The sequence below is a fragment of the Candidatus Omnitrophota bacterium genome (assembly GCA_041650805.1).
GTDB lineage: Bacteria > Omnitrophota > Gorgyraeia > 2-01-FULL-45-10 > 2-01-FULL-45-10 > JBAZKM01.
Genome location: JBAZKM010000006.1, coordinates 22,346 through 42,352 on the forward strand (window position 1 = coordinate 22,346; position 20,007 = coordinate 42,352).

At 53.5% G+C, this 20,007-nt stretch carries 13 protein-coding genes, 1 tRNA gene and 1 other RNA gene; 13 read left to right on the top strand and 2 right to left on the bottom strand.

All coding sequences use genetic code 11. The features are described from left to right. Window positions 1-9 precede the first annotated feature (9 nt). From WC515_05300 to WC515_05320, 5 genes are read left to right on the top strand one after another with little or no spacing between them, the layout of a single operon-like run. Window positions 10-609 (top strand): PhoU domain-containing protein, encoded by a 600-nt coding sequence (locus tag WC515_05300; GenBank protein ID MFA5146768.1) that lies wholly within the window; start codon window positions 10-12, stop codon window positions 607-609. Between the two features lies 1 nt (window position 610). Further along, complete coding sequence (locus WC515_05305; GenBank protein MFA5146769.1) at window positions 611-1,231, top strand: 4Fe-4S dicluster domain-containing protein; 621 nt, start codon at window positions 611-613, stop codon at window positions 1,229-1,231. Then, window positions 1,218-1,715 carry a hydrogenase maturation protease gene (locus WC515_05310; protein ID MFA5146770.1) on the top strand — a complete coding sequence of 166 codons (498 nt, stop codon included), beginning with the start codon at window positions 1,218-1,220 and terminating at the stop codon, window positions 1,713-1,715. Before WC515_05305 ends, WC515_05310 begins: the two co-directional genes overlap by 14 nt. A gap of 39 nt (window positions 1,716-1,754) precedes the next feature. Then, complete coding sequence (gene pabB, locus WC515_05315) at window positions 1,755-3,215, top strand: aminodeoxychorismate synthase component I (protein ID MFA5146771.1); 1,461 nt, start codon at window positions 1,755-1,757, stop codon at window positions 3,213-3,215. Continuing rightward, window positions 3,212-4,081, top strand: coding sequence for an aminotransferase class IV (locus tag WC515_05320; protein MFA5146772.1), 870 nt, complete (start codon window positions 3,212-3,214; stop codon window positions 4,079-4,081). Before pabB ends, WC515_05320 begins: the two co-directional genes overlap by 4 nt. A gap of 54 nt (window positions 4,082-4,135) precedes the next feature. Here the strand turns inward: WC515_05320 and WC515_05325 are convergent, their stop codons facing one another. Continuing rightward, window positions 4,136-5,956 (bottom strand): TonB-dependent receptor, encoded by a 1,821-nt coding sequence (locus tag WC515_05325; GenBank protein MFA5146773.1) that lies wholly within the window; start codon window positions 5,954-5,956, stop codon window positions 4,136-4,138. 171 nt (window positions 5,957-6,127) lie between these two features. Between WC515_05325 and WC515_05330 the strand changes: the two genes are divergently transcribed. The 6 genes from WC515_05330 (at window position 6,128) to WC515_05355 (ending at window position 18,821) form a co-directional block, all read left to right on the top strand. Then, window positions 6,128-13,120, top strand: coding sequence for a helix-turn-helix domain-containing protein (locus tag WC515_05330; GenBank protein ID MFA5146774.1), 6,993 nt, complete (start codon window positions 6,128-6,130; stop codon window positions 13,118-13,120). Between the two features lie 102 nt (window positions 13,121-13,222). Then, window positions 13,223-13,813, top strand: coding sequence for a biotin transporter BioY (locus tag WC515_05335; GenBank protein MFA5146775.1), 591 nt, complete (start codon window positions 13,223-13,225; stop codon window positions 13,811-13,813). 11 nt (window positions 13,814-13,824) lie between these two features. Next, a complete protein-coding gene (locus tag WC515_05340; GenBank protein MFA5146776.1) occupies window positions 13,825-15,483 on the top strand; it encodes a glycosyltransferase family 39 protein in 1,659 nt (552 codons plus the stop codon). Then, complete coding sequence (locus WC515_05345) at window positions 15,480-16,175, top strand: glycosyltransferase family 2 protein (GenBank protein ID MFA5146777.1); 696 nt, start codon at window positions 15,480-15,482, stop codon at window positions 16,173-16,175. Before WC515_05340 ends, WC515_05345 begins: the two co-directional genes overlap by 4 nt. Further along, entirely contained in the window at window positions 16,172-17,026 is an 855-nt protein-coding gene (locus WC515_05350; GenBank protein MFA5146778.1) for a ChbG/HpnK family deacetylase, read from the top strand. Before WC515_05345 ends, WC515_05350 begins: the two co-directional genes overlap by 4 nt. Continuing rightward, window positions 16,995-18,821, top strand: coding sequence for a tetratricopeptide repeat protein (locus WC515_05355; GenBank protein MFA5146779.1), 1,827 nt, complete (start codon window positions 16,995-16,997; stop codon window positions 18,819-18,821). Before WC515_05350 ends, WC515_05355 begins: the two co-directional genes overlap by 32 nt. 72 nt (window positions 18,822-18,893) lie before the next feature. Here the strand turns inward: WC515_05355 and WC515_05360 are convergent. After that, a tRNA-Leu gene (locus WC515_05360) sits at window positions 18,894-18,978 on the bottom strand. A 132-nt stretch (window positions 18,979-19,110) separates the two neighbouring features. Here WC515_05360 and smpB point away from each other — a divergent pair. Both smpB and ssrA read left to right on the top strand, forming a co-directional pair. Continuing rightward, entirely contained in the window at window positions 19,111-19,563 is a 453-nt protein-coding gene (gene smpB, locus WC515_05365; protein MFA5146780.1) for an SsrA-binding protein SmpB, read from the top strand. Between the two features lie 3 nt (window positions 19,564-19,566). Beyond that, window positions 19,567-19,978: a transfer-messenger RNA gene (gene ssrA / locus WC515_05370) on the top strand. Window positions 19,979-20,007 lie beyond the last annotated feature (29 nt).

Genomic DNA, 20,007 nt, shown 5'->3' on the forward strand with positions numbered 1-20,007 from the left:
GAGGCAGACATGGATATGAACGGGATGAAAGAAGAGGTCGCAAAGATGGCCGGCACGGTATATTCGATGCTCGGTCTTATAGAGAAGGGTTTTATGGAGAATAAGCCGGAACCGCTCGCTGCCGCAATGAAGGAAGAGAAGGCGATAAATGGCATGGAGAAGGAGTTGACAGGCAATATCCTCGTCCTTTCGAAGGCATCGGGCAAATGCAGGGGGGAACTGGCGGTGCTGGCGGGCGTCATCGAGATGCTTGAGAGGATGGGGGACGAAGCGTTGAACCTGGTAGAGCGCATAGAGATAAAGGTCGAAGAGCGGCTCCTCTTCAGCGACCTGGGCGTCGCGCAGTTCAATGAGACGTACGACGCCATGAAGCGCTCGGTAGAGATGATGGTCGAATTCCTGAAGTCGCGGAAGCCGGCGCTTAAAGAACGGGTCATCGATAACGGTTTCCATGTCAAGGACCTAGTTGAGCGTTACCGCAGGGAGCACATGGACCGCTTCGTTAAAGGGTTGTGCACACCGATGTCGGCGAACATGTATTTCGACATGCTCGATTTCACGGGAAATCTCGCCAGGCATTCTTCGAATATAGTCAAACTTTTTGAATAAAATGCGATATCCGAAACTGAGAGAATTGAAAGAAGCGATAACGGCCCTGATATCCGGGCCTTATACTACGAAGTTCCCGCGCAAACCCCACATACCGGCGAAGAGGTTCAGGGGTAAGCCGGAATATTCGAATGACGGATGCATCGCCTGCGGCGCCTGTTCGCTGGTATGCCCGGCGAGGGCGATCGAGGCGAGGGATACCGTGACCAGGACGAAGGCCGTGCGGAAGATGATATTGCACCTGGACGAATGCCACTATTGCGGGCAATGCAGCGCCCTCTGTACCACAAAGGAAGATACCCCGCCGGGTATAAGGCATACCACGGAATTCGACCTTGCCGGTTTTGACAGGGCGACCATGGTCTCCCAGACGGACGAGAAAGAGCTTGCGCTATGCGAGGTCTGCGGCGATGCGATAACCGCGAAGGCACATCTAGAATGGCTCGCAAAGCGCCTGGGGCCGCTCGCCTTTTCCAACCCCAACCTCTTCCTCTCGTCTATGAAGAGCATGAACTTTGCCGGAGACGTATCGAGGATCGCCAAAGAGGATCTCGTCCGGAGCGACCGGATAAAGGTGATCTGTGCGAAGTGCAGAAGAAGAGCGACGCTTGAAAAATTTTAAAGTCCTCTCCTCGCCCGAATTGAGATCGACCCTGAAAGACAGGATAAAAGGAAGGCCCGCCATAGTAGGGATAGGTAATATAATGCGCGGCGACGACGGCCTCGGGCCGCGCCTGGTGGAGCTCCTTAAGGCGCGGGCGGTCAATGCGCGCCTCTTCGATTGCGGCACCGCGCCGGAAAATTATATCTTTCCTATACTATCTACGGATTGTAATACGATCATACTGGTCGACGCGGCCGATTTCAGCGAAAGGGCCGGCGACATCAATATCTTTGACCTGGAAGAGATATCAAAAGTGAGCTTCTCGACGCATAATCCTTCTCCCCGTCTCCTGACGGATCTCCTGAGGACTGGAAGGGACAATCTTGACATATTTGTCATCTCCGTACAGCCTAAGACGACAACTCTCGGGGAGGGTATAAGCCGGGAGGTCAATGACGGCCTGGATCTCCTGGCAGACATATTCCAGGAGATACTCAAATAGCTGTCAGCTTTCAGCTTTTTAAATAATAAGACCATCGAAATGAATAAGAGACGCTTCCAGCCGATCATAGAAGATATAAAAGATCCTGCCCCGCCGGAAACTCTCTTTGCCGGAATAAAAAATAATCCGTACAGCTTCTTTCTCGACAGCTCATCCGACAGCGGGAAACTGGGGCGCTTCTCATTTTTCGGGTGTGACCCGTTCCTCATCTTCAGCAGTAAAGGCACTGCCATAACTTTGGAACGGACAGGGATAGGCCGGGAACATTTCAGCGCCGACCCGTTCATGGCGTTAAGAGATATCCTGAAAAGGTACGAAACGGCCGGGGCGGACGGCCTCCCGTTCACGTCCGGCGGCGTCGGATATTTTGCGTATGATATGAAGGAATTTGTCGAGCGCTTACCGGCGAGCTCAGTCGACGACCTCGGCATACCCGACTGCATGATCGGTTTTTATGACAGGGTGGTGATATACGATAACCTTGAGGGCAGATGCCGCATAGCGTCTTCCGGGCTGCCGGAGACGGACCAGTCCAGGCGTAACAGGCGTGCCGTAGGCCGGATAAAAGAATTTAAAGACATTATTGACACGGATGAACACGGATCAAAAACGGATATGCGCGGATCAAGTTACGGGCGCGGCCATCATTCTCCTTTACTGAAGTCGAACTTCTCTTTCGGATCTTATATCGAGGCGATAAGGAGGGCGAAGGAGTATATAAAGAAGGGCGATATCTACCAGGTGAACCTGTCGCAAAGGTTCGAGGCGGGGCTTGATCACGATCCGTTCGAGCTTTATTCGCGGCTCAGGAGAGTAAGCCCGGCCCCCTTTTCCGCATACCTCGGCTTCGGCGGGGTCACTGTGGCGAGCTCATCGCCGGAGAGGTTCCTGATGAAACGGGGCGGCTATATAGAGACGAGGCCGATAAAGGGGACCCGCCCGCGCGGTGATGACACCGCGGAAGACGCGCGGCTGGAAGGCGAACTGCTTGCGAGCGCCAAGGACCGCGCAGAGCATGTTATGATCGTGGACCTGGAGCGGAATGACCTGGGTAGGATATGCGAATACGGCTCGATAAGGCCGACCGAGTTCGTTATCCTGGAGAAGTACGCCACGGTATCCCATCTTGTATCGACGGTCAGCGGAAGACTGAGGGACGGTATCGACCCGATCGATTGCCTCCTGGCAACGTTCCCCGGCGGTTCCATAACCGGCGCGCCCAAGATACGGTCCATGGAGATAATAGATGAGCTCGAACCGGTGAGGCGTTCGGTCTATACCGGCTCGATAGGTTACATATCATTCGACGGGAATATGGATACATCGATAGCCATACGGACCTTTCTCATCAAGGGCGATAAGGCCTACTTCCAGGTAGGCGGCGGGATAGTCGCCGATTCCGACCCGGAGAGCGAATACCTCGAGACGCTCGACAAGGCGAAGGGGATGTTCCGGGCCCTCGGGGTCGCCATGCCTAAACGGGAGCATCTATGCGTATGAAGAACGGGATGGTCTGGATGAACGGCCGGTTCGTCGATATCGATAAGGCAAAGGTCCCGATATCCGACAGGGGTTTCTTATACGGCGACGGGGTCTTCGAGACGATGCGCTCATACGCGGGCGTCATATTCCGGCTCGACCGGCATCTGGACAGGTTATTCGGGGCATTCCGCGTCATGAAGATGGACCCGCCGTACGCCAAAAAATATCTCCGCGGCATAGCTTACAGGGTGCTGAAGGCGAACAACCTGAAGAGCGCATATATACGCATGGCGGTGACCAGGGGGGAAGGCCGGTTCGGCATAGGATACAGGGACATCTTCACGCCCAACACGGTCGTCGTAGCAAAAGAGTTCGAAGAGTACCCGCGCTGGATGCACAAAAGAGGCATAAGCGCGAAGGTGGTCGATCTCAGGCAGAACGAGCTCTCCCCGCTATCCGGCATAAAGTCGCTCAACTTCATGCCCTACATACTCGCGCGCCTACACGCAAAGGAAGAGGGTTTCGACGAAGCTATCCTGGCAAATACAAAAGGGCATATCGCCGAGGCGGCGACGAGCAATATCTTCATTGTCAGAGGATACTGCCTCATAACGCCTTCCCTCGAAAGCGGGATACTCCCGGGCATAACCCGCGGCGCAGTGATCGAGATAGCGAAACGGCTTAAGATGCGCGTCATAGAGAAGCCCGTGACGAGGGGCGAGCTCCTTGGCGCCGACGAGGTCTTTCTCACAAATTCGCTCGCCGAGGTCCTGCCCGTCCGTGCCGTCGATTCGAAGCGGATAGGGAAGGGCGCCCCCGGCGACGTCACCCGCCTCCTCCGCATCGCTTACCAGAAGCAGGTCATCGCAGAGACGGTGCTGTAGAATTACGCCGGTCCTCCACGTCAATGTCAAATTTCCGATTCCAGATTTGATATTTCAAAACTCGAAACGGGCGCCGGAGCGAAACTCGCGGCCTGGCATGGGGATGTCGGACTGCTCGGAGTAAGTGACATCGAAGAGGTTTGCTACGCTCAGGAATGCTTTCAGGGAGAGACCCTTCTTACGGAATATCTCCCTCTCGAACTTGGTATCGACGACTATATAGCCGGAATCGCCGGTACGCTTCTTGTAATTGAGCGTCCAATAGTTTTTAAAATCCAAGAGTGTATACTCAAGGCCGCAGGTGATATGCTGTTTCAGGTAATCGAGGGCATATTTTGAAAGATAGTCATGTTTCCTGCAGGAATCGACCGTTGTGTAGTCAAAGTATATCCTGTCGACCGGGATCGATCTGATGATCGCTTTGGGCATTATCTCGAGAGAGAACTCAACCCCGTTCGTTTCTATAGAACCGATATTGGAGACACGCCACGGCTCTTTCGATGAAGCGCGGGTCCAATCGATAGTATCTTGTGAGTCACGGTGGAAGAACGTGGCCGAACATTTTATTGCACCGTTTACATAGTCAGCACCGGCTTCGTATGACCATGCGTGTTCCGGGGTCAGGTCGGCACTGCCGATATTCGCCGCATCGCTGTAATAGAGGTCCGTGAATGTAGGGACCCTGTATGCCTTTCCGACGGAAGACCTCACGCTGAGATCTTCGAAAAAACGGTAGATCACGCTCATGTACGGAGAGCACTCCCAGCCAAAATCAGAAAACCGGTCCTCCCTCATCCCTGCGATAAATGATAGGTCGTCGGCGAGATGCGGCGAGGCCTCTATGTATATACCGTCTTTGGTCCGCCTGTGCCGCTGGATATTGGTAGAATCTATCGTGTCCCGCGAAAGCTCGAATCCGTAGGAGACGTCGCAGAAATCGTTTTCAAGGACGAACCCGAGCTCTCCGCCGTAATTATATGTGGTATGGTAATTCGTCTGCCATCCGGGCCTGTTCCTGTCGAGCGCAAATTTATCCTTGTGCCTTCTTAAGAAGAGTTTAGGCGCTATCTTTAAACTGCCGGTTTCGATAGAATAATCTGCCTTAAAGAACCTCGTGTCGGTATCTTCCTCCTCGTTAGGATATAAGTTCGAATAGAAGCTGTCGGCGCCGAAGTCCTTTTTGGTATACCCGAAGAAGAAGCCGGCCGTCCCCTCGCCTATTTTCATGACGGCGCTGTCCGACAATGACAGTATATTATATTCTGTCTCCGGCATATACCCCGTCGAACGGCTCTCCTCGAACGAAAAACGGTTGGCGATGGTCCCGAGATCCTGAGAGACGGAGACCACTCCGGAAAAATAGTCGAAGGACCCGCCTTGTGCCTCAGCCATGATCTTTCTTCCCCGGGGCTTTTTGGTTATTATATTTATGACGCCGCCGAAGGCGTTCGGGCCGTATAGACCCGACGCAGGGCCTTTCAGTATCTCTATCCTCTCTATATCTGCCCCGGTCACGGGGAGGTCCATATTGTAGTGGCCGGTCTGCGGGTCGTTAACCTTTATGCCGTCTATCATGACCGTATTCTGCTCAAACGTCGTGCCGCGTATATTGACATCTGACTGGACACCGCCGACACCGCGCCTGCGCAGATCGATCCCGCCCAGGTCGCCTAACATATCCGGGATCGAGCTGTAGACGCAGCTGCCCATAGCATCTTCATCCAGGATAGTGACGGAGCGGCCTGAACCGGTCGGCGAATATTCGAGACGGGAGGGGGTGACGACGATCTTTTCGAGAGTGCGCGCTTCTTCGGCACGCGCGGCAACTCCGGAGCATAACGAAACCAGTAATATAAGTGCGCCAATACGCCGCATCTCCGCATTTTAGCTCAAGAGCTGTCAATTGTCAACCTATAATATACATATAAGTTTACAATGACAATAAAAGTGGTCAGGCACCTTTTTAGTTAGGGAGGAAAAAGGTAGCCGAGTTTCTGTTGACTTAACACCATTATATGATATCATAATTGCTACTTTGCTAAAATTATGAACTACATAATGACCAGCAGGATATATTTCCGGGCAATTGCTATCCTTATAGCATCATCGATGCTCTTACAGGACGCTGCCTTTGCGCTCTCTCCCGCGTCCAGGTTTAAACCGATAGCGTCTGCCGGAGAAGAGGCGGCCCTTCGAGGATCATTCAGGGAAGGCGCCTCAACCGCGATAATTTTGACTACGATCGCCCACCACCTAAAACTCGGCGTATCCCAGCACACCCTTATCCCCGAACTGAAGAAGATCATATCCGCATCGGACCTTGCGGCGATAAAGGCGAAAGACCCTGTCCTTGCAGGCTGCGAGATCGATGAGCTTTCTTACGATGGCCCAAATAAGATCTACTCTCTTCCGATATACCGTGACGGAATAAAGTCCTTGCAATATAGATTCTACCTTGCCGAGAAGCCGCTGGAGAAGCGCGACAGCCGTATCCTCGCCGCGAGCGGCGAAGGGGAGCTTAGCGTTTATATGACGATCGAGCCGGCCGGAGCTGCGAGCCCCGGGCCACAAGCTGCTACGGAAGAAGACGACCTGGCAGATCTCAAAACATGGCTTAAGGGAAGATCCGGCTTAGAGCTTGCGGTTGGATTATTGAAGATAGAGTCGGGAGGATTTACGGAAGATGAGCGCGTCCGCGCTATAGTGGACGGTATATACGAAGCCGGCGCGTGGCCGGAAGAGGCATTCCCGGGGCCCGGGAGAGAATTGACGGCGGAATATCTGCCCTTAATGGAAGAGAACGAGTCATTCGCTTCAAATATCCCGGCGATCCTGAATGGCGAAGAGAATTATTCCGTCCCCCTGCATCATTTTATCCCTGAAGGGAAATTGGGAAAGGTCCTGAAGAGGATAACAAATGCCATGCGCATGACACCGCGCCACCTCTTCATCCCGCGCCCTATGCAGTTATTGGCTTATAAAGACAATGCGCAGCCTATAGGATATTCCCAGACGATCTCACAGCCGTCGCTTGTGGCGATGATCCTGGCGTTCCTCGATATAAAAGAAGACGAAAGGGTCCTTGAGGTAGGCGCCGGGAGCGGTTGGCTCTCTGCAGTGATGGCCCGCCTTGCCCGCGATGTGAAAGCGGTCGAGATAATACCTCAGCTTACCGCGCGCGCAAGGAGGACGATAAAAGCACTGGGCTTAAAAAATGTAGAGATCATGCAGGCCGGCGGGACGCTGGGCTATCCTCCCGGGGGCCCGTATGATGTCATAGTCGTTTCGGCCGGCGCGGGAAGCGAAGATGCGCCCGAGGTCCTGGCGGACCAGCTGGCCGTGAACGGCCGTATGATAATCCCCGTTTACAATAAGGAGATGTCGGCTGAACGCAATGAGACGATCTACGACCTGACATTATTCACCAGGAAGAAGGCCCGGCTCTGGGGCGATCCGAGGTTGGTCAAGATCGGAGTTGTGCAGTACAGCTACTTCGTTCCGCTGATAGAGAAGACGCCCGGCGAGCCGAAGCCCCGCTCCCTCGGCGCGGCCGCGGCGGACGGGCCGGAGTTTGGGGATAAGATACCGGTCGTAGAGTCCCCGGTCGACGGTCCAAGGTCCACAAAATCGTCAGGTCCCGAGGGTGAGTTGCCCAAGCCCCCGCCCTTTATGGAAGAGACGATCTCCGCGCTGGAGAGGGCAGGCGGTAAATGGACGAAGGCGGCCGATGATCTTGGCATAAGCAGACAGGACTTTTCTAAAAGGATAAAGGCGATAGGAAGGGCCGCTTACGAATTGGGCGACGAGGCCACATTTGCCCGGCTCGATAGGGCGCACATATCATTGCCGTCCTTTACGGAAGAGACGATCTCCGCGCTGGAGAGGACGGGCGGTAACATGACCAGGGCCGCCGGGATCCTTAGCGTATCCGAGTCAGACGTCTCATACAGGGTAAAGACGATAAGAAATACCGCTTCCAGATCGGGCGACAAAGCCACGCTTGCCCGCCTCAATAGGGCGCTCGTATCATTACCGTCCTATACGGAAGATACGATAGCCGCACTGGATAGGGCAGACGGTAACCAGACGAAGGCGGCCGGTTACCTTGGTATAAGAAGAGAGGCCTTTTTTAAAAGGATGGTAACGATCAGAAAGGCCGCTTCCAAATTGGGCGACGAGGCCACACTTGCCCGCCTCAATAAGGCGCGCATATCATTACCGCCCTTTACGGAAGAGACGATCTCCGCGCTGGAGACGGCAGGCGGTAGTCAGGCAAAGGCCGTCGGCACCCTTGGCGTATCCGATTCAGACGTATCCTACAGGACAAAGGTTATAAGAAAGGCCGCTTCCGAGAAAGGCGATGAGGCCACGCTTGCCCGCCTCAATAGGGCGCTCGTATCATTACCGTCCTATACGGAAGATACGATAGCTGCGCTGGAAAAGACAGACGGTAACATGACCAGGGCCGCCGCCGTTCTCGACATATCCAAGGTGGCCCTCACATACAGGGTCGGAAAGATAATAAAGGCCGCTTCCGGGAAAGGCGATGAGGCCACGCTTGCGCGGCTTAATGGGGTGCTCAAAAAGCGTAAAGGACCCGGGCGGCGTCCCCGCTCCCTCGGCGCGGCCGCGGCGGACGGACCGGAGTCCGGAGGCACGGCCATGGGCCGGATGCTTGCGCCGACAACATTCAGCTATCCCGGCGAGGCCGCCGGAGTTTATATTGTGGTGACAGAGGAAGCCGATAAGGCGGCCAACGAAGGGCTTCACTACATGAAAGTCGAAATTGACTATAACGATTATGCGAGGCCTGTCATTCTTAAGATGGAAGAACCGGCAGGGGTGAGCGGTAAGAATGTCCGTGATCTGATAGTTCAATTCATCGAACAAAAAGGCACCGAGTTTGAGGATGGGCAGTTGAGCCACGATTATTTTAAGTCAGGGCTTCGGGAAGATATCGCGAATATTCTAAAGAGAAATTCCGCCGCAACAGGCATACAACGCATTATCGTGAGCGGCAACTACGAGGTGTATGAAGAGATCGTGCTGGAGGATGACCGGTCGAGCGAGGAAGAGAGGAAGGCCATTGCCGGGAGGATGGAGAGAGAGATGCTTGGCACCTATTTCCTAATCTTCCACAAACACCTTAAGGATGAGGCGGGGTCGGATATCGTAAAACATGAGGTCTATGAGTTCAGGCATAGGGACCGCCAGATCGTGGAGAGGGCTATCGTATGGCGGGACAGGTCGGTTCCCGCGGAAGAAGATCTGGCCGCGATGATAAAAGATGACAGGACGAATTTCCTGGATAATCTGGCGGCCCTTAAAAATGCTCCCATTACTACGCCGGAGAAGCTGCGCGAGAGGCCAGGCAGGATTCCGCCCGAAGCGTCCGGCCAGATAGGAATACCGGGGCTATTGGACAGGATACGGAATTCGGTCTCTGCGGAAGATATCGAGATGCGGATACTGGAGGCAAGGTCGGAGATAGAGCTCGGGAAGATGACCGTAGAGGAATTTGCGGAAGCGCTCCTGGAGTTTGCAAATAGCGATGGCAGAGTTACGGAAAAGGCATATAGAGTTCTCGGCTCATTGCCATTACCGGATGAAATGAAGACAAGATTTTTCTTCGTGAATTCGCTTTTGGAATGGGCGAGACAGACCGAAGAGGGCAAGGAGGCATTCCCGGTCCAACCGGTATGGAATGCGGATGACACTATGCTCGGCAAACCCGATGAAAGAGGTGAGGTCGTTTCTCTGACCCCGGAAGTGGCGGTACTGCTTGACAGGGCGATGCATTATCCGGTCGACATCTTTATGGAGGCGGTCCGAAGGCGTACAAATATCAGGCGGATGTCATCAGAATGGCAGTTTATCCGGAAGCTGCGGTGCGTAAGCGGATTTATCGTGTCGGAAGAGGCCGCCCAGGAATTCACTGCGCTGACAGATGACGGCAGGAGAAAGATCATGGGCGTATATGAGGAATATTCGAAAGCGGCGCTGCCGTTACAATACGAGGCAGACCTTATCTCATATGATAACCTAACGCCGGCAGGTCATGACAGGTATGGTGATCTATTTGACCAATCTTTCTTCGGAAAGGCATCGGGTTCTCTGTTCTATTTTGCTGCCCGGGATTGTGCTGCTATGCGGGACGAGATCAAGGCGATCGATATGAGAATAGGCTATGAATCTTTCAATGCATCACGCATGGCCGCCGCTATGGCCAATATAAAAAAGGGTCGTGCCGATATCGCGATAGGGCAATACAGGGCGGTTCTTGAGAAAGTGCCGTATTTTGCGGCAAAAGTGGCCAGGGATCTCGCGGATCTTATCATCGCGGAGGGAGAACGGCAGCTCGGGCCGGATGTGACCGTAGCCGGTGTGGTACGTCTGGTTGCGCTTGCCCTGCAGAAAGAAGGCGTCACCGATGAGTTCGACAGGTTACGGGCTCAGAGCCCTCAGGAGAAATGGCTCGCCGGCCTCGAAGACGAAGTCAGGAGGACGGGAGGACGCGTTAAGCTTACGATACCCCTGCGCACGCCAAAAGGGACGATAGATTCGCTGCTGGTGCATGACAGAGTATTCGCCCCGGACCATACGAGCGAATATCTGATAGCTGCTCTCGATGAGAATAACTTTATCAGAGAGGGGATGGAGGTCGGCGTGATCGGCGCCGGTTCCGGATATGATACGATCTTTGCGGCGAACGACGTCGGTCCTAACGGGCACGTCGAGGCGACAGACAGAGGTGAGGGTTGGGCGGTCGCAAATGCCAGGGCCAATGTGAAGGATAGCGGTTTAAGTGAACGGGCCAATATCTCCGTAAGAGACGGGTTGAATGGCCTGGGCAGATTTGACGTCATCATATCCAATTGTCCCGAAGTGTTGGAAGACGAAGTACCGATAGATTCCATTATGAGCGCCGGTTTCATCTACCGCGCCGGTTTTGAAAGGATAATGAGATCTATGCGAGAGCACCTGAAGCCGGGCGGATTCGCCCTGGTCAGGCTCTTCAAGTCCGGTTATTATGACGAATTCTTTGATGAGGCAGGGTTTGATATAGAAGAGATAACGGTCCCGCGGCTCGATGAAAAGGCGGAAGAGGAGTATAGAGGGCAGGTCGTCTATAAACTTACGCCGAGGCCCACGGAGAGTGATGCGATAGCCGCATTCAATGCCTTCGATTCAGGCTTGGCGGCCACGGCGGACAATTGCGAGATAGAGCGCGACTATACAGGCCATATCAATGTGACGTGGCGCCTCACGGATAAGGCGGCCGGCAGGAGATTCATCGTACAGAAACTGAATACCATATTCGATATAGACGCCATAGGCCACAACCTGACGGTCCTGGAAGATACCCAGGCCAGGGCCGGCGAATTCCTGCCGGATCACTGGCAAAAGGTGAGTTACCTTGACAGAAAAGACGGAGGAGGCAAGATCTATTACGACGGGGCTGGCATGGCATGGCGCGTCATGGACTTCATACCGGGTGATATACTTATATATAGCTCATTCAGCGAGGTGCCCGAAGCAGACAGACAGTACGCAGCCCGTTCCCTGGGCGAGGCGATAGCCATATTCGGCAGGATGGTCGCGGACGTCCCGCAGGATTCGTGGCGAAACCCGCTTCCCAACTTTCACAATGCCGGATATCACCGCGGTTATCTTGACGCCATTCTGCGGGGAGAGGAGACGGTATTAAGTTTAAGCCACGATACCTCCAGAAAAGTAAGATTACAGGGCGCCTTCATGGCGAGATATAAAGACCGTGTAGACGCGCTCATGGCCAAGGTGCGGGAGAGAGACGGACTTGCGGCATCCCTGAACGACCTCGGTAAGGCGCTGACCCATGGCGACACCAAGATAAATAATGCCGTCTTCGCCCGTGACGCGCAGGGCCGGATACGCTGTATATCACTGATAGACCTCGATACCATACAGGTGGGCGGCCTCCTGGACGATCTCGGTGACGCCTTACGTTCGGCCGGCAACCCGGCCGGCGAAGCGCCCGAGGATATAAATAGCGTGACCATAGATATGGAGGTAGTGAATGACATAATAGACGGATATCTGGATAAGACAGGAGAATTTTACGGCGCGGATAGGGCCGCAGAATTGCGGGGAGAGGCCGTAACGGCGTTCAAACAATTCCTCTATGTCCAATGTATCAGGTTCTTCGCGGATTCTCTCGTTGGTAACAGATACTTTAAACCGGGGCCCGGCCAATCGGAAGATATTAACCTCTACAGGGCGGAGGTGCAGATGCGCGCCCTCGAGGAACTCGAGAAGATAGAGGGACGAAGGATGAGGGATGAAAAACGACCGGAGGAAGCCCGGGAAGCGACGATGCTGACCGATAGGATACGGCTAATGGCGCATGCGGCGGAGGAGAAGAACGAGACTATAGTGATAGGCCTTGAATCGAATGAGTGGATCCCTCCGCTCCAGCGGAAGCAAAACCTCATCCAGCCGCTCGTGAACGAGTTCACCAACCGCCTGGAGGCGGAATTGAAGAAGGCCGGTCATGATAACGTCAAGATAGTCGGCGGCGCAGGAGATGACCTGGCCCAGAACGTCCTGGCCAAGATCGCAGAATATAATGTGAAACCGCATAACGCTTTTGTAATAGCAAGCGAGGTGACCGTAAACAATAAAGATCTTGAGAAATTTAAAGAATTGATCGGCAGGGCGTTCATCGCAGGCATGGATACTTCAAAACTGCAGGCGGAGTCGGGGGAGGAGCTTAATTACATACGGCTCTGTGAGATGGTCCGCATGGCGATGGAGCTTGCCGAATTCGTATCTAAGGCAAAAGAGAGAAGAGAGAGAGGTGAGCTGGCCCAGGAAGAGCTTGCCGGGGTAGTCAGCGAAATGCTCCGGGCGTTCAGAAAGAACCATCCCCATATAGGTATCGACGATAAAGAGATGCTCGAAAATGGCATGGTACTCTTCATGCCGGATATAGAGCCCAAAGATCCCGGTGAACTGAAAATTATCTACGACTCGCAGCAGACGGCGCTCATCGCCGCGTAAGATCTCAAACCAGAAATGGTTGACACTGCCCGCCATTTATAGTAATCTTATAACAATATCAGGGTATATAAACATATATAGTATATATAGGAGGCATTACAGATGGGACATTCGCACACATTGGCTCTGGGCAGGGAAGTGATCTATAGTCGTCCAGCGAGCGCAGCGTTGGGGGTCGCATTCTTCATACTTGCCATGGTGCTTGGGGCTTATGTTCGGATACCGTTACCCGGGACGCCTGTCCCGATAACCCTGCAGACATTCTTTGTCGTCCTTTCAGGCGCCGTGCTCGGAAAGCGGCTGGGCCTCTACAGTCAGGCCGGATACCTCTTGCTCGGGGTTGTCGGCCTCCCGGTCTTCCAGGGGTACTCTTCCGGCATAAGCCATTTTATGGGTTCCACTGGCGGATATCTCATAGGGTTCGTCTTCGCGTCGTATATCGCCGGCCGTCTGACAGAGACAGCAGGACGACCCGCGATATGGCGGATCATACTCGGATTCATTCTGGGAAATGCGGTTATCTATACATGCGGCATCGCATGGCTCATCTATCTATATCGCATACCATTAGAAAGCGCTTTCCTTATCGGTCTCCTGCCTTTCATCCCGGGCGAAGCGTTGAAGATATTGTGCGCGGCTTCCGTGTTTTCCGGGATATCATCCCGCACAAGCCGCATCTTCTCTGTAAAATAAAAGTCACTGTTATGAAACGACTATTAGAGCATCCGGCTACGTCCATATTCCTTCTTCTCATACTCTCAGGGTATCTCTTCTTCTTCCACCTGGGCGGCATGGCCCTATCCGACCCGGACGAGACGTTCTATGCACAGACCGCGAAGGAGATGCTGGAGAGGGGCGAATGGCTCACCCCGTATCTCTTCGGCAAACCGCAATTCGAAAAACCTATCCTCTTATACTGGTTCGTCGAGTCCTCTTATAAGCTATTCGGCGTGAACGAATTTGCCGCGCGCTTCCCTTCGGCCGTCTTCGGTTTTTTGGGCCTCGTTGCTGTATATCTCCTCGGCATGCTCTTATTCAATAAACGCGTCGGTATCCTCTCGGCCCTCATACTTGCGACGAATGTCGAATATGTGATGCTCTCCCGGGCCTGTGTGACGGACATGATCCTGGCTACACTGATAGCGTACGGATTTCTCTTCTTCCTATACGGCCGCATGCGGGGGAAAGGCTATTTTTATATCTTATCGGCATCCTTCTTCGCCCTTGCAACGCTTACGAAAGGGCCTATAGGTGTCCTGTTGCCGGGCGTTGTCCTTCTGGTCTACCTGATACTCTTCAGGGACCTGAAGTCGGTCCTTAGGATACCCGTCATACCATGCCTTGCGGTATTCTTCGCGATAGCCCTCCCGTGGTATCTTGTCGAATACCGGCTCCACGGCATGAAGTTCGTAGACGCCTTCTTCGGGTTCCATAACGTGACGAGGTTCCTCGAATCCGAGCACGCGATAGGGTCCCAGTTCTACTATAACATCCCCATAATACTGGGCGGATTCTTCCCGTGGAGCGTCTTTCTGCCTTTCGGCTTCTGGTATATATTCACGAAGGCCTTTACGAGATCCTCGGAATACAGGGGTCCCATCCTCTTCGTTCTTTCATGGTTTTTCGTGATATTCATCTTCTTCTCCATATCGAGCACTAAGCTGCCCACTTACGTATTCCCGTTATTCCCGGCGCTTGCCCTGATAGTAGCCGTCGTCTGGGATAAATTCCTGAAGGACGGAGATCCGGGAGGTATATGGAAGGGCATGAGGATATCGTACTATATCCTCGATATCGCGGTGCTGGCGGGCGTGATAACTCTCTACATCCTCATCAAGATGAAGTTCCCCATGGTCCTGGGCGGGGCGGTCGTGTCGGCATCCTTCCTTGTCCTCGGGTTCGGCATGTCGCTCATCGCATTCAAGGCCAGGAATTTTATATTCGCTTTCTTCTTTATCGTGTTTTCGGTCGTGCTCTTCATATACCCCCTGAATAAGCTCGTTCTCGACGATATCGAGCGATATGAGACGAGCAAAGAGGTCGCGTTGAAACTCGCCTCGCTTATGAAGCCCCTGGAGAAGGTCGCCTGCGAGAGCAACTACCTTTCGGGGGTAGCCTTCTATACCGGCAAATTTCCCGACGATATAGACAAGCATGACAGGTTCGTAAAGTTCCTGGATGTCGAGGAAAGGGTATGGTGTGTGCTGAAAGAGAAGAACCATATACAGCTATATACGCTCGATACCAAGCCCTATTGCATGAGGCCTACATACATGGTCTACAAGATCGGCAAGCGGTGTATCATAACTAACAAGGTACCGGACGACGGCGTCTACCTGGTGAAGAGGGAGAGGAAGGAATGAGGAGCGTATCGTTCGTCTTTCCCATGTTCAACGAGGCCGACAATATCAGGACGACGATAAAGCGGGCGTCGGACCTTGCCGGCAAGATGCGCGTCGATTACGAGATCATAGTCGTCGATGATGCCTCCACCGATGGAAGCGCCGATATGGTGAGCGCCATTGCCGGGGCCGACCGGCACATAAGATTGATACGGCTTAAAAAGAATACGAAGTTCGGCGGGGCTCTCAGGGAGGGGCTGAAGAACGCCTCGAAGGATGCCGTCCTGTACACGGATTCCGATCTCCCGGCGCGGGAAGAGGATATGAAGAAGGCCGTGGAGCTCCTGGATGAAGCGGATATAGTAACGGCGTATAGCCTGGTACTCAAGGACGCAAGCTTGAAACGCATCATCATGTCCAAGGTATACAACTTCCTCGTCCGCGTTCTGTTCCATCTCGATATACGGGATATCAATTCAGGCCTCAAGGTATATAAGAGAGAGGCGATCTCGGGCCTCGACCTCAGGTCCAAGAGCCCGTTCATAGACGTTGAGATATTCGCCGAAGCGATCAAGAAAAATTACAGGATAAGGCAATTCGGCCTCATCTTCGAACTCCGTACCGGCGGCAGGTCCACCATATCGCGTCCCGCCATCGTGGCGCGCACGTTCTGGGATATGCTGGCATATAAATTCTCCTCCAAAAGGTCATGAAACGACTTATAGTCACAGCCGACGATTTCGGGCTCACCAGGAGCATAAACGAAGGTATCGTAAAGGCCTGCCGGGAGGGCATAGTCACCAATATAAACGTCCTACCCTCGGGCGGCGCTTTCGGCGATGCCGTGCGGTTGTTGCAGGAGCTGAAGCCGAAGGATATAGGGGCCCATCTCTCTTTGACCGAGACGGATGCCGTCTCCGACCCCGGCAAGATACCCGCCCTTGTCACAAGGGGCAGCAGGTTCCATAAAGACCACAACCTATTTTTTATGAAGTTCAAGCTGGGGATGATACACCGCCACGATATATGCACCGAGCTTGAGCGGCAGCTCCGTATGGCTGAGAGCATAGGCATACCGATCTCGAACCTCAGCAGTCACGAGCATATCCACATGATGCCGAAACTTTTCGATATCTTTGTCGCCCTGGCGAAGGAGCACGGCATACCGGCGCTGAGGATGCCCGCCGACGATACATATGCGGCCGGGTTATCACCCGCGAAGATAGCCAAACGTATGATCGTCGCCTGTTTCGCCCCGGGCATGGAGAGACGGCTCAGGGCCGGAGGCATCCGTTACGCGGAGCACTTTGCAGGATTTCTCGATTCGGGCCGTCTGCGCGAAGAGGCGCTCCTCGGCATCCTGGCGTCCCTTAAAGACGGGACGACCGAGCTTGTTACGCATCCCGGTTTCATAGGCCCGGAAGTCATATCTCGGTATAGGTTCCATCTCAACAGCGAATATGAACTTTATGCGCTCACCGGTAAACGCGCAAAGGATGCCTTAAAGACGGAAGGGATAAAGCTGAGCACGTATGGCGAATTCGTTTCAGGGACCGGCGCCTAAATTCCTGAAGGCGTTGATACTGCTTGCCTTCATATCCATCATCATCTATTCCAACTCTCTCGGCGGCGAGTTCATATGGGATGATGAGCTCTTCGTTGTGCGGAATATCTCCATAAGGAAGCTCGAAAATATCCCGTCCTTCTTCACCGACCCGTCTACCGTTGCCCTGGGCGCCCTGGCGAAAGACGTCTACAGGCCGTTCACCACCGTATCTTACTCGCTGGACTATTTCTTATGGAGGTTGAACGCGTTCGGTTATCACCTCTCCAATGTGCTCTTGCATTCGTGTAACGGCATACTCGTATGTGTCCTCCTCTGGCTCATATCCGGCAATTTTCTGGTCGCCTTCTTCAGCGCGCTCCTGTTCCTGGCGCATCCCGTTCAGACGGAGGTCGTTTCGTGGGTATCGGGCCGCTCGAGCGTCCTCTTCACCTTCTTTTATCTGGCCTCGCTCATCTCTTATGTCAGGTATTCGGCTTCTTCGAAGAAGAGGTTCCTGGCCCTGTCGATCGCATCCTGCGCAATAGCCCTCTTCTCGAAAGAGATGGCCGTTACGCTGCCCCTTGCCATCATCCTGTACGACGTCCATTTTGCCGGGAAGAAGGGATGGAAGCCGAGGGCCCTCGTATATGCGCCTTACTTTGCCCTGGCCGCTTTCTACGTCATAACGAGGTCCGCCATGCTCGGACGGGTGAGCCAGATGGGGTGGTGGGGAGAGAGCCCGTACTACACATTCCTTACGATGCTCAAGGTCGTCGTCGATTATGTGAGGGTGCTCTTCCTCCCGACGAAGTTGTATGCCGTATTCTACCTGATGCCGCTCTCCACATCCGTCGTGGAGAAGGACGTCCTGGTCGCCATAGCCCTCCTAGTCCTCGCCTGCGCGGCGCTCCTGGCGGCATACAGGCGCGAGCGGCTGATATCGTTTGCAATGGGATGGTTCTTCATATCGCTCCTGCCGGTGCTTAACATAGTCCCTCTCAAGGCGCTCGAGGCGGAGCGTTTCCTGTATCTGCCGTCGATAGGGTTCTGTATATTCCTTGCGGCCATGATGGAAAAGTTCACCCGCGGCAGTGACGGCCGGGCCGGCCGGAGACGGCTTATCGCTATCGTCGCGGCAGTGCTCATAGCGTCGGCGTACTCCGTCAGGACGATGGAGAGGAACGAGGACTGGAAGAATGCCGTTGCGATATGCGAGAAGAATATAGAGGTGACACCGCTCAACTCCTGGGTCTTCAATTCGCTGGGCACATATCTGACCGAAAAGGGCGATTACGAAAAGGCGCTCAGGTACCTGAAGAAGGCGGAGGTCATATCGGGCGGTTTCTATATAACGTACAATAACCTGGGCCACTGCTATCTGAAGATGGGAAAGGTCGACCGGGCGATAGAAGAGTTCAGGGTATCGATATCGTTAAAGCCGGATTTCGTGGAGTCGAGGAACGCCCTCGGCGTCGCCTACGCGAGCGCCGGAAGGTACGATGAGGCGGCCGCGGAATTCGAGGAAGCCCGTAAGATAAACCCGGAATTCCTGAATACCTACCTCAACATAGGGCGCATCTGGGAGAAGAGGGGCGAATACGATAAGGCGCGCGCCCAGTATTACCGGATCATAGCAAAGGCAAAGGAGAAGAGGGAGGCCGCGGTGGCGTACATGCGTATCGGCGATACCTACGCCGAGACAAAAGACGCCATAAGTGCTCTCGATCACTATAAGAGATCGCTTGCGGTATGCGACCGTTCCTCCGAAGACATACGGCAGGTGGTGGAGGGGAAGATGAGAGAACTGAAGTAGGGTATGGGGGTTAGGGTATAGGGTATAGAGATTGAAAAACCCGTCTCAAGAAATCGAGACGGGTTTTTTAATTGGTGCGGACGGAGAGAGTTGAACTCTCAAGGGTTGCCCCATACGGTCCTGAGCCGTACGCGTATGCCAGTTCCGCCACGTCCGCCTGTGGAAAAGCGTATTTTTAAGAAATAAAAACGCTTATATATCCAAATAAGTTTATTTAGTATACAATAAAACGTTATAGGTGTCAATCTATGTTGATTTTATAACAAAATTATGATATATATGACTTACAATGGCGGATAAGGTCGTCGCAACAAACAGACAGGCGCGGTATAATTATACCATCCTGGAGAGCTTTGAGGCGGGGCTTGAACTTAAGGGTACCGAGGTAAAGTCCCTAAGGTCGGGCCAGGCGGCCCTGAAGGACAGTTTCGCCAGGGTTGAAGGTAATGAACTTTTCCTGTATAATATGCATATACCGCCTTACGAATTCGGCAACAGGGCCAACGTCGATCCGGTAAGGCCCAGGAAACTCCTTCTGCATAAAAGCCAAATAAGGCGGCTCATCGGGGATATTGCCTCTAAACGCGTTGCATTGATACCTCTGAAATTATACTTTACGCGCGGTATCGCCAAGGTGGAGCTTGCCGTCGCAAAAGGGAAGAAAACGTACGATAAACGCGAAACGATACGCCGCCGCGAGACAGAACGCGAGCTGCGGCGGGCTATGCACGATAAGGTCTAACGTGGGGGTGACAGGCATCGACCTAGGTAAATACGGTAAGGGTGGCATGTAGAGGTTGCTAGGAGGCCTCTTTAAACACCTGGCAAAAATCAAATGCTGACAACGTAAAAGTGCCAGCTACGGTAAACGAGCTTCTGGCTACCATGCAAGTGGTACCGGGGCCCGTTCTACCACAAGCGTTACCTTTATAAGGTAACCCGTTAACCGGCCTCTTCCTGCGGGGCCGGATTAGCGTCGCTAGCAGGATGGTCTCTCCGGTTTATCCTTCGGCCGGTGAGATGAGATCGTCAAAGGATACCTTCGCGAAATTCCTCCTATTGAAGTTCGGGAAGGGAACTCAAAGATTAGGATAAACATGTAGATGCCTTTATTGTGGTATCTGGGGACGCGAGTTCGAATCTCGCCACCTCCACCATTATATTACGGGCTATCATAATATTATTT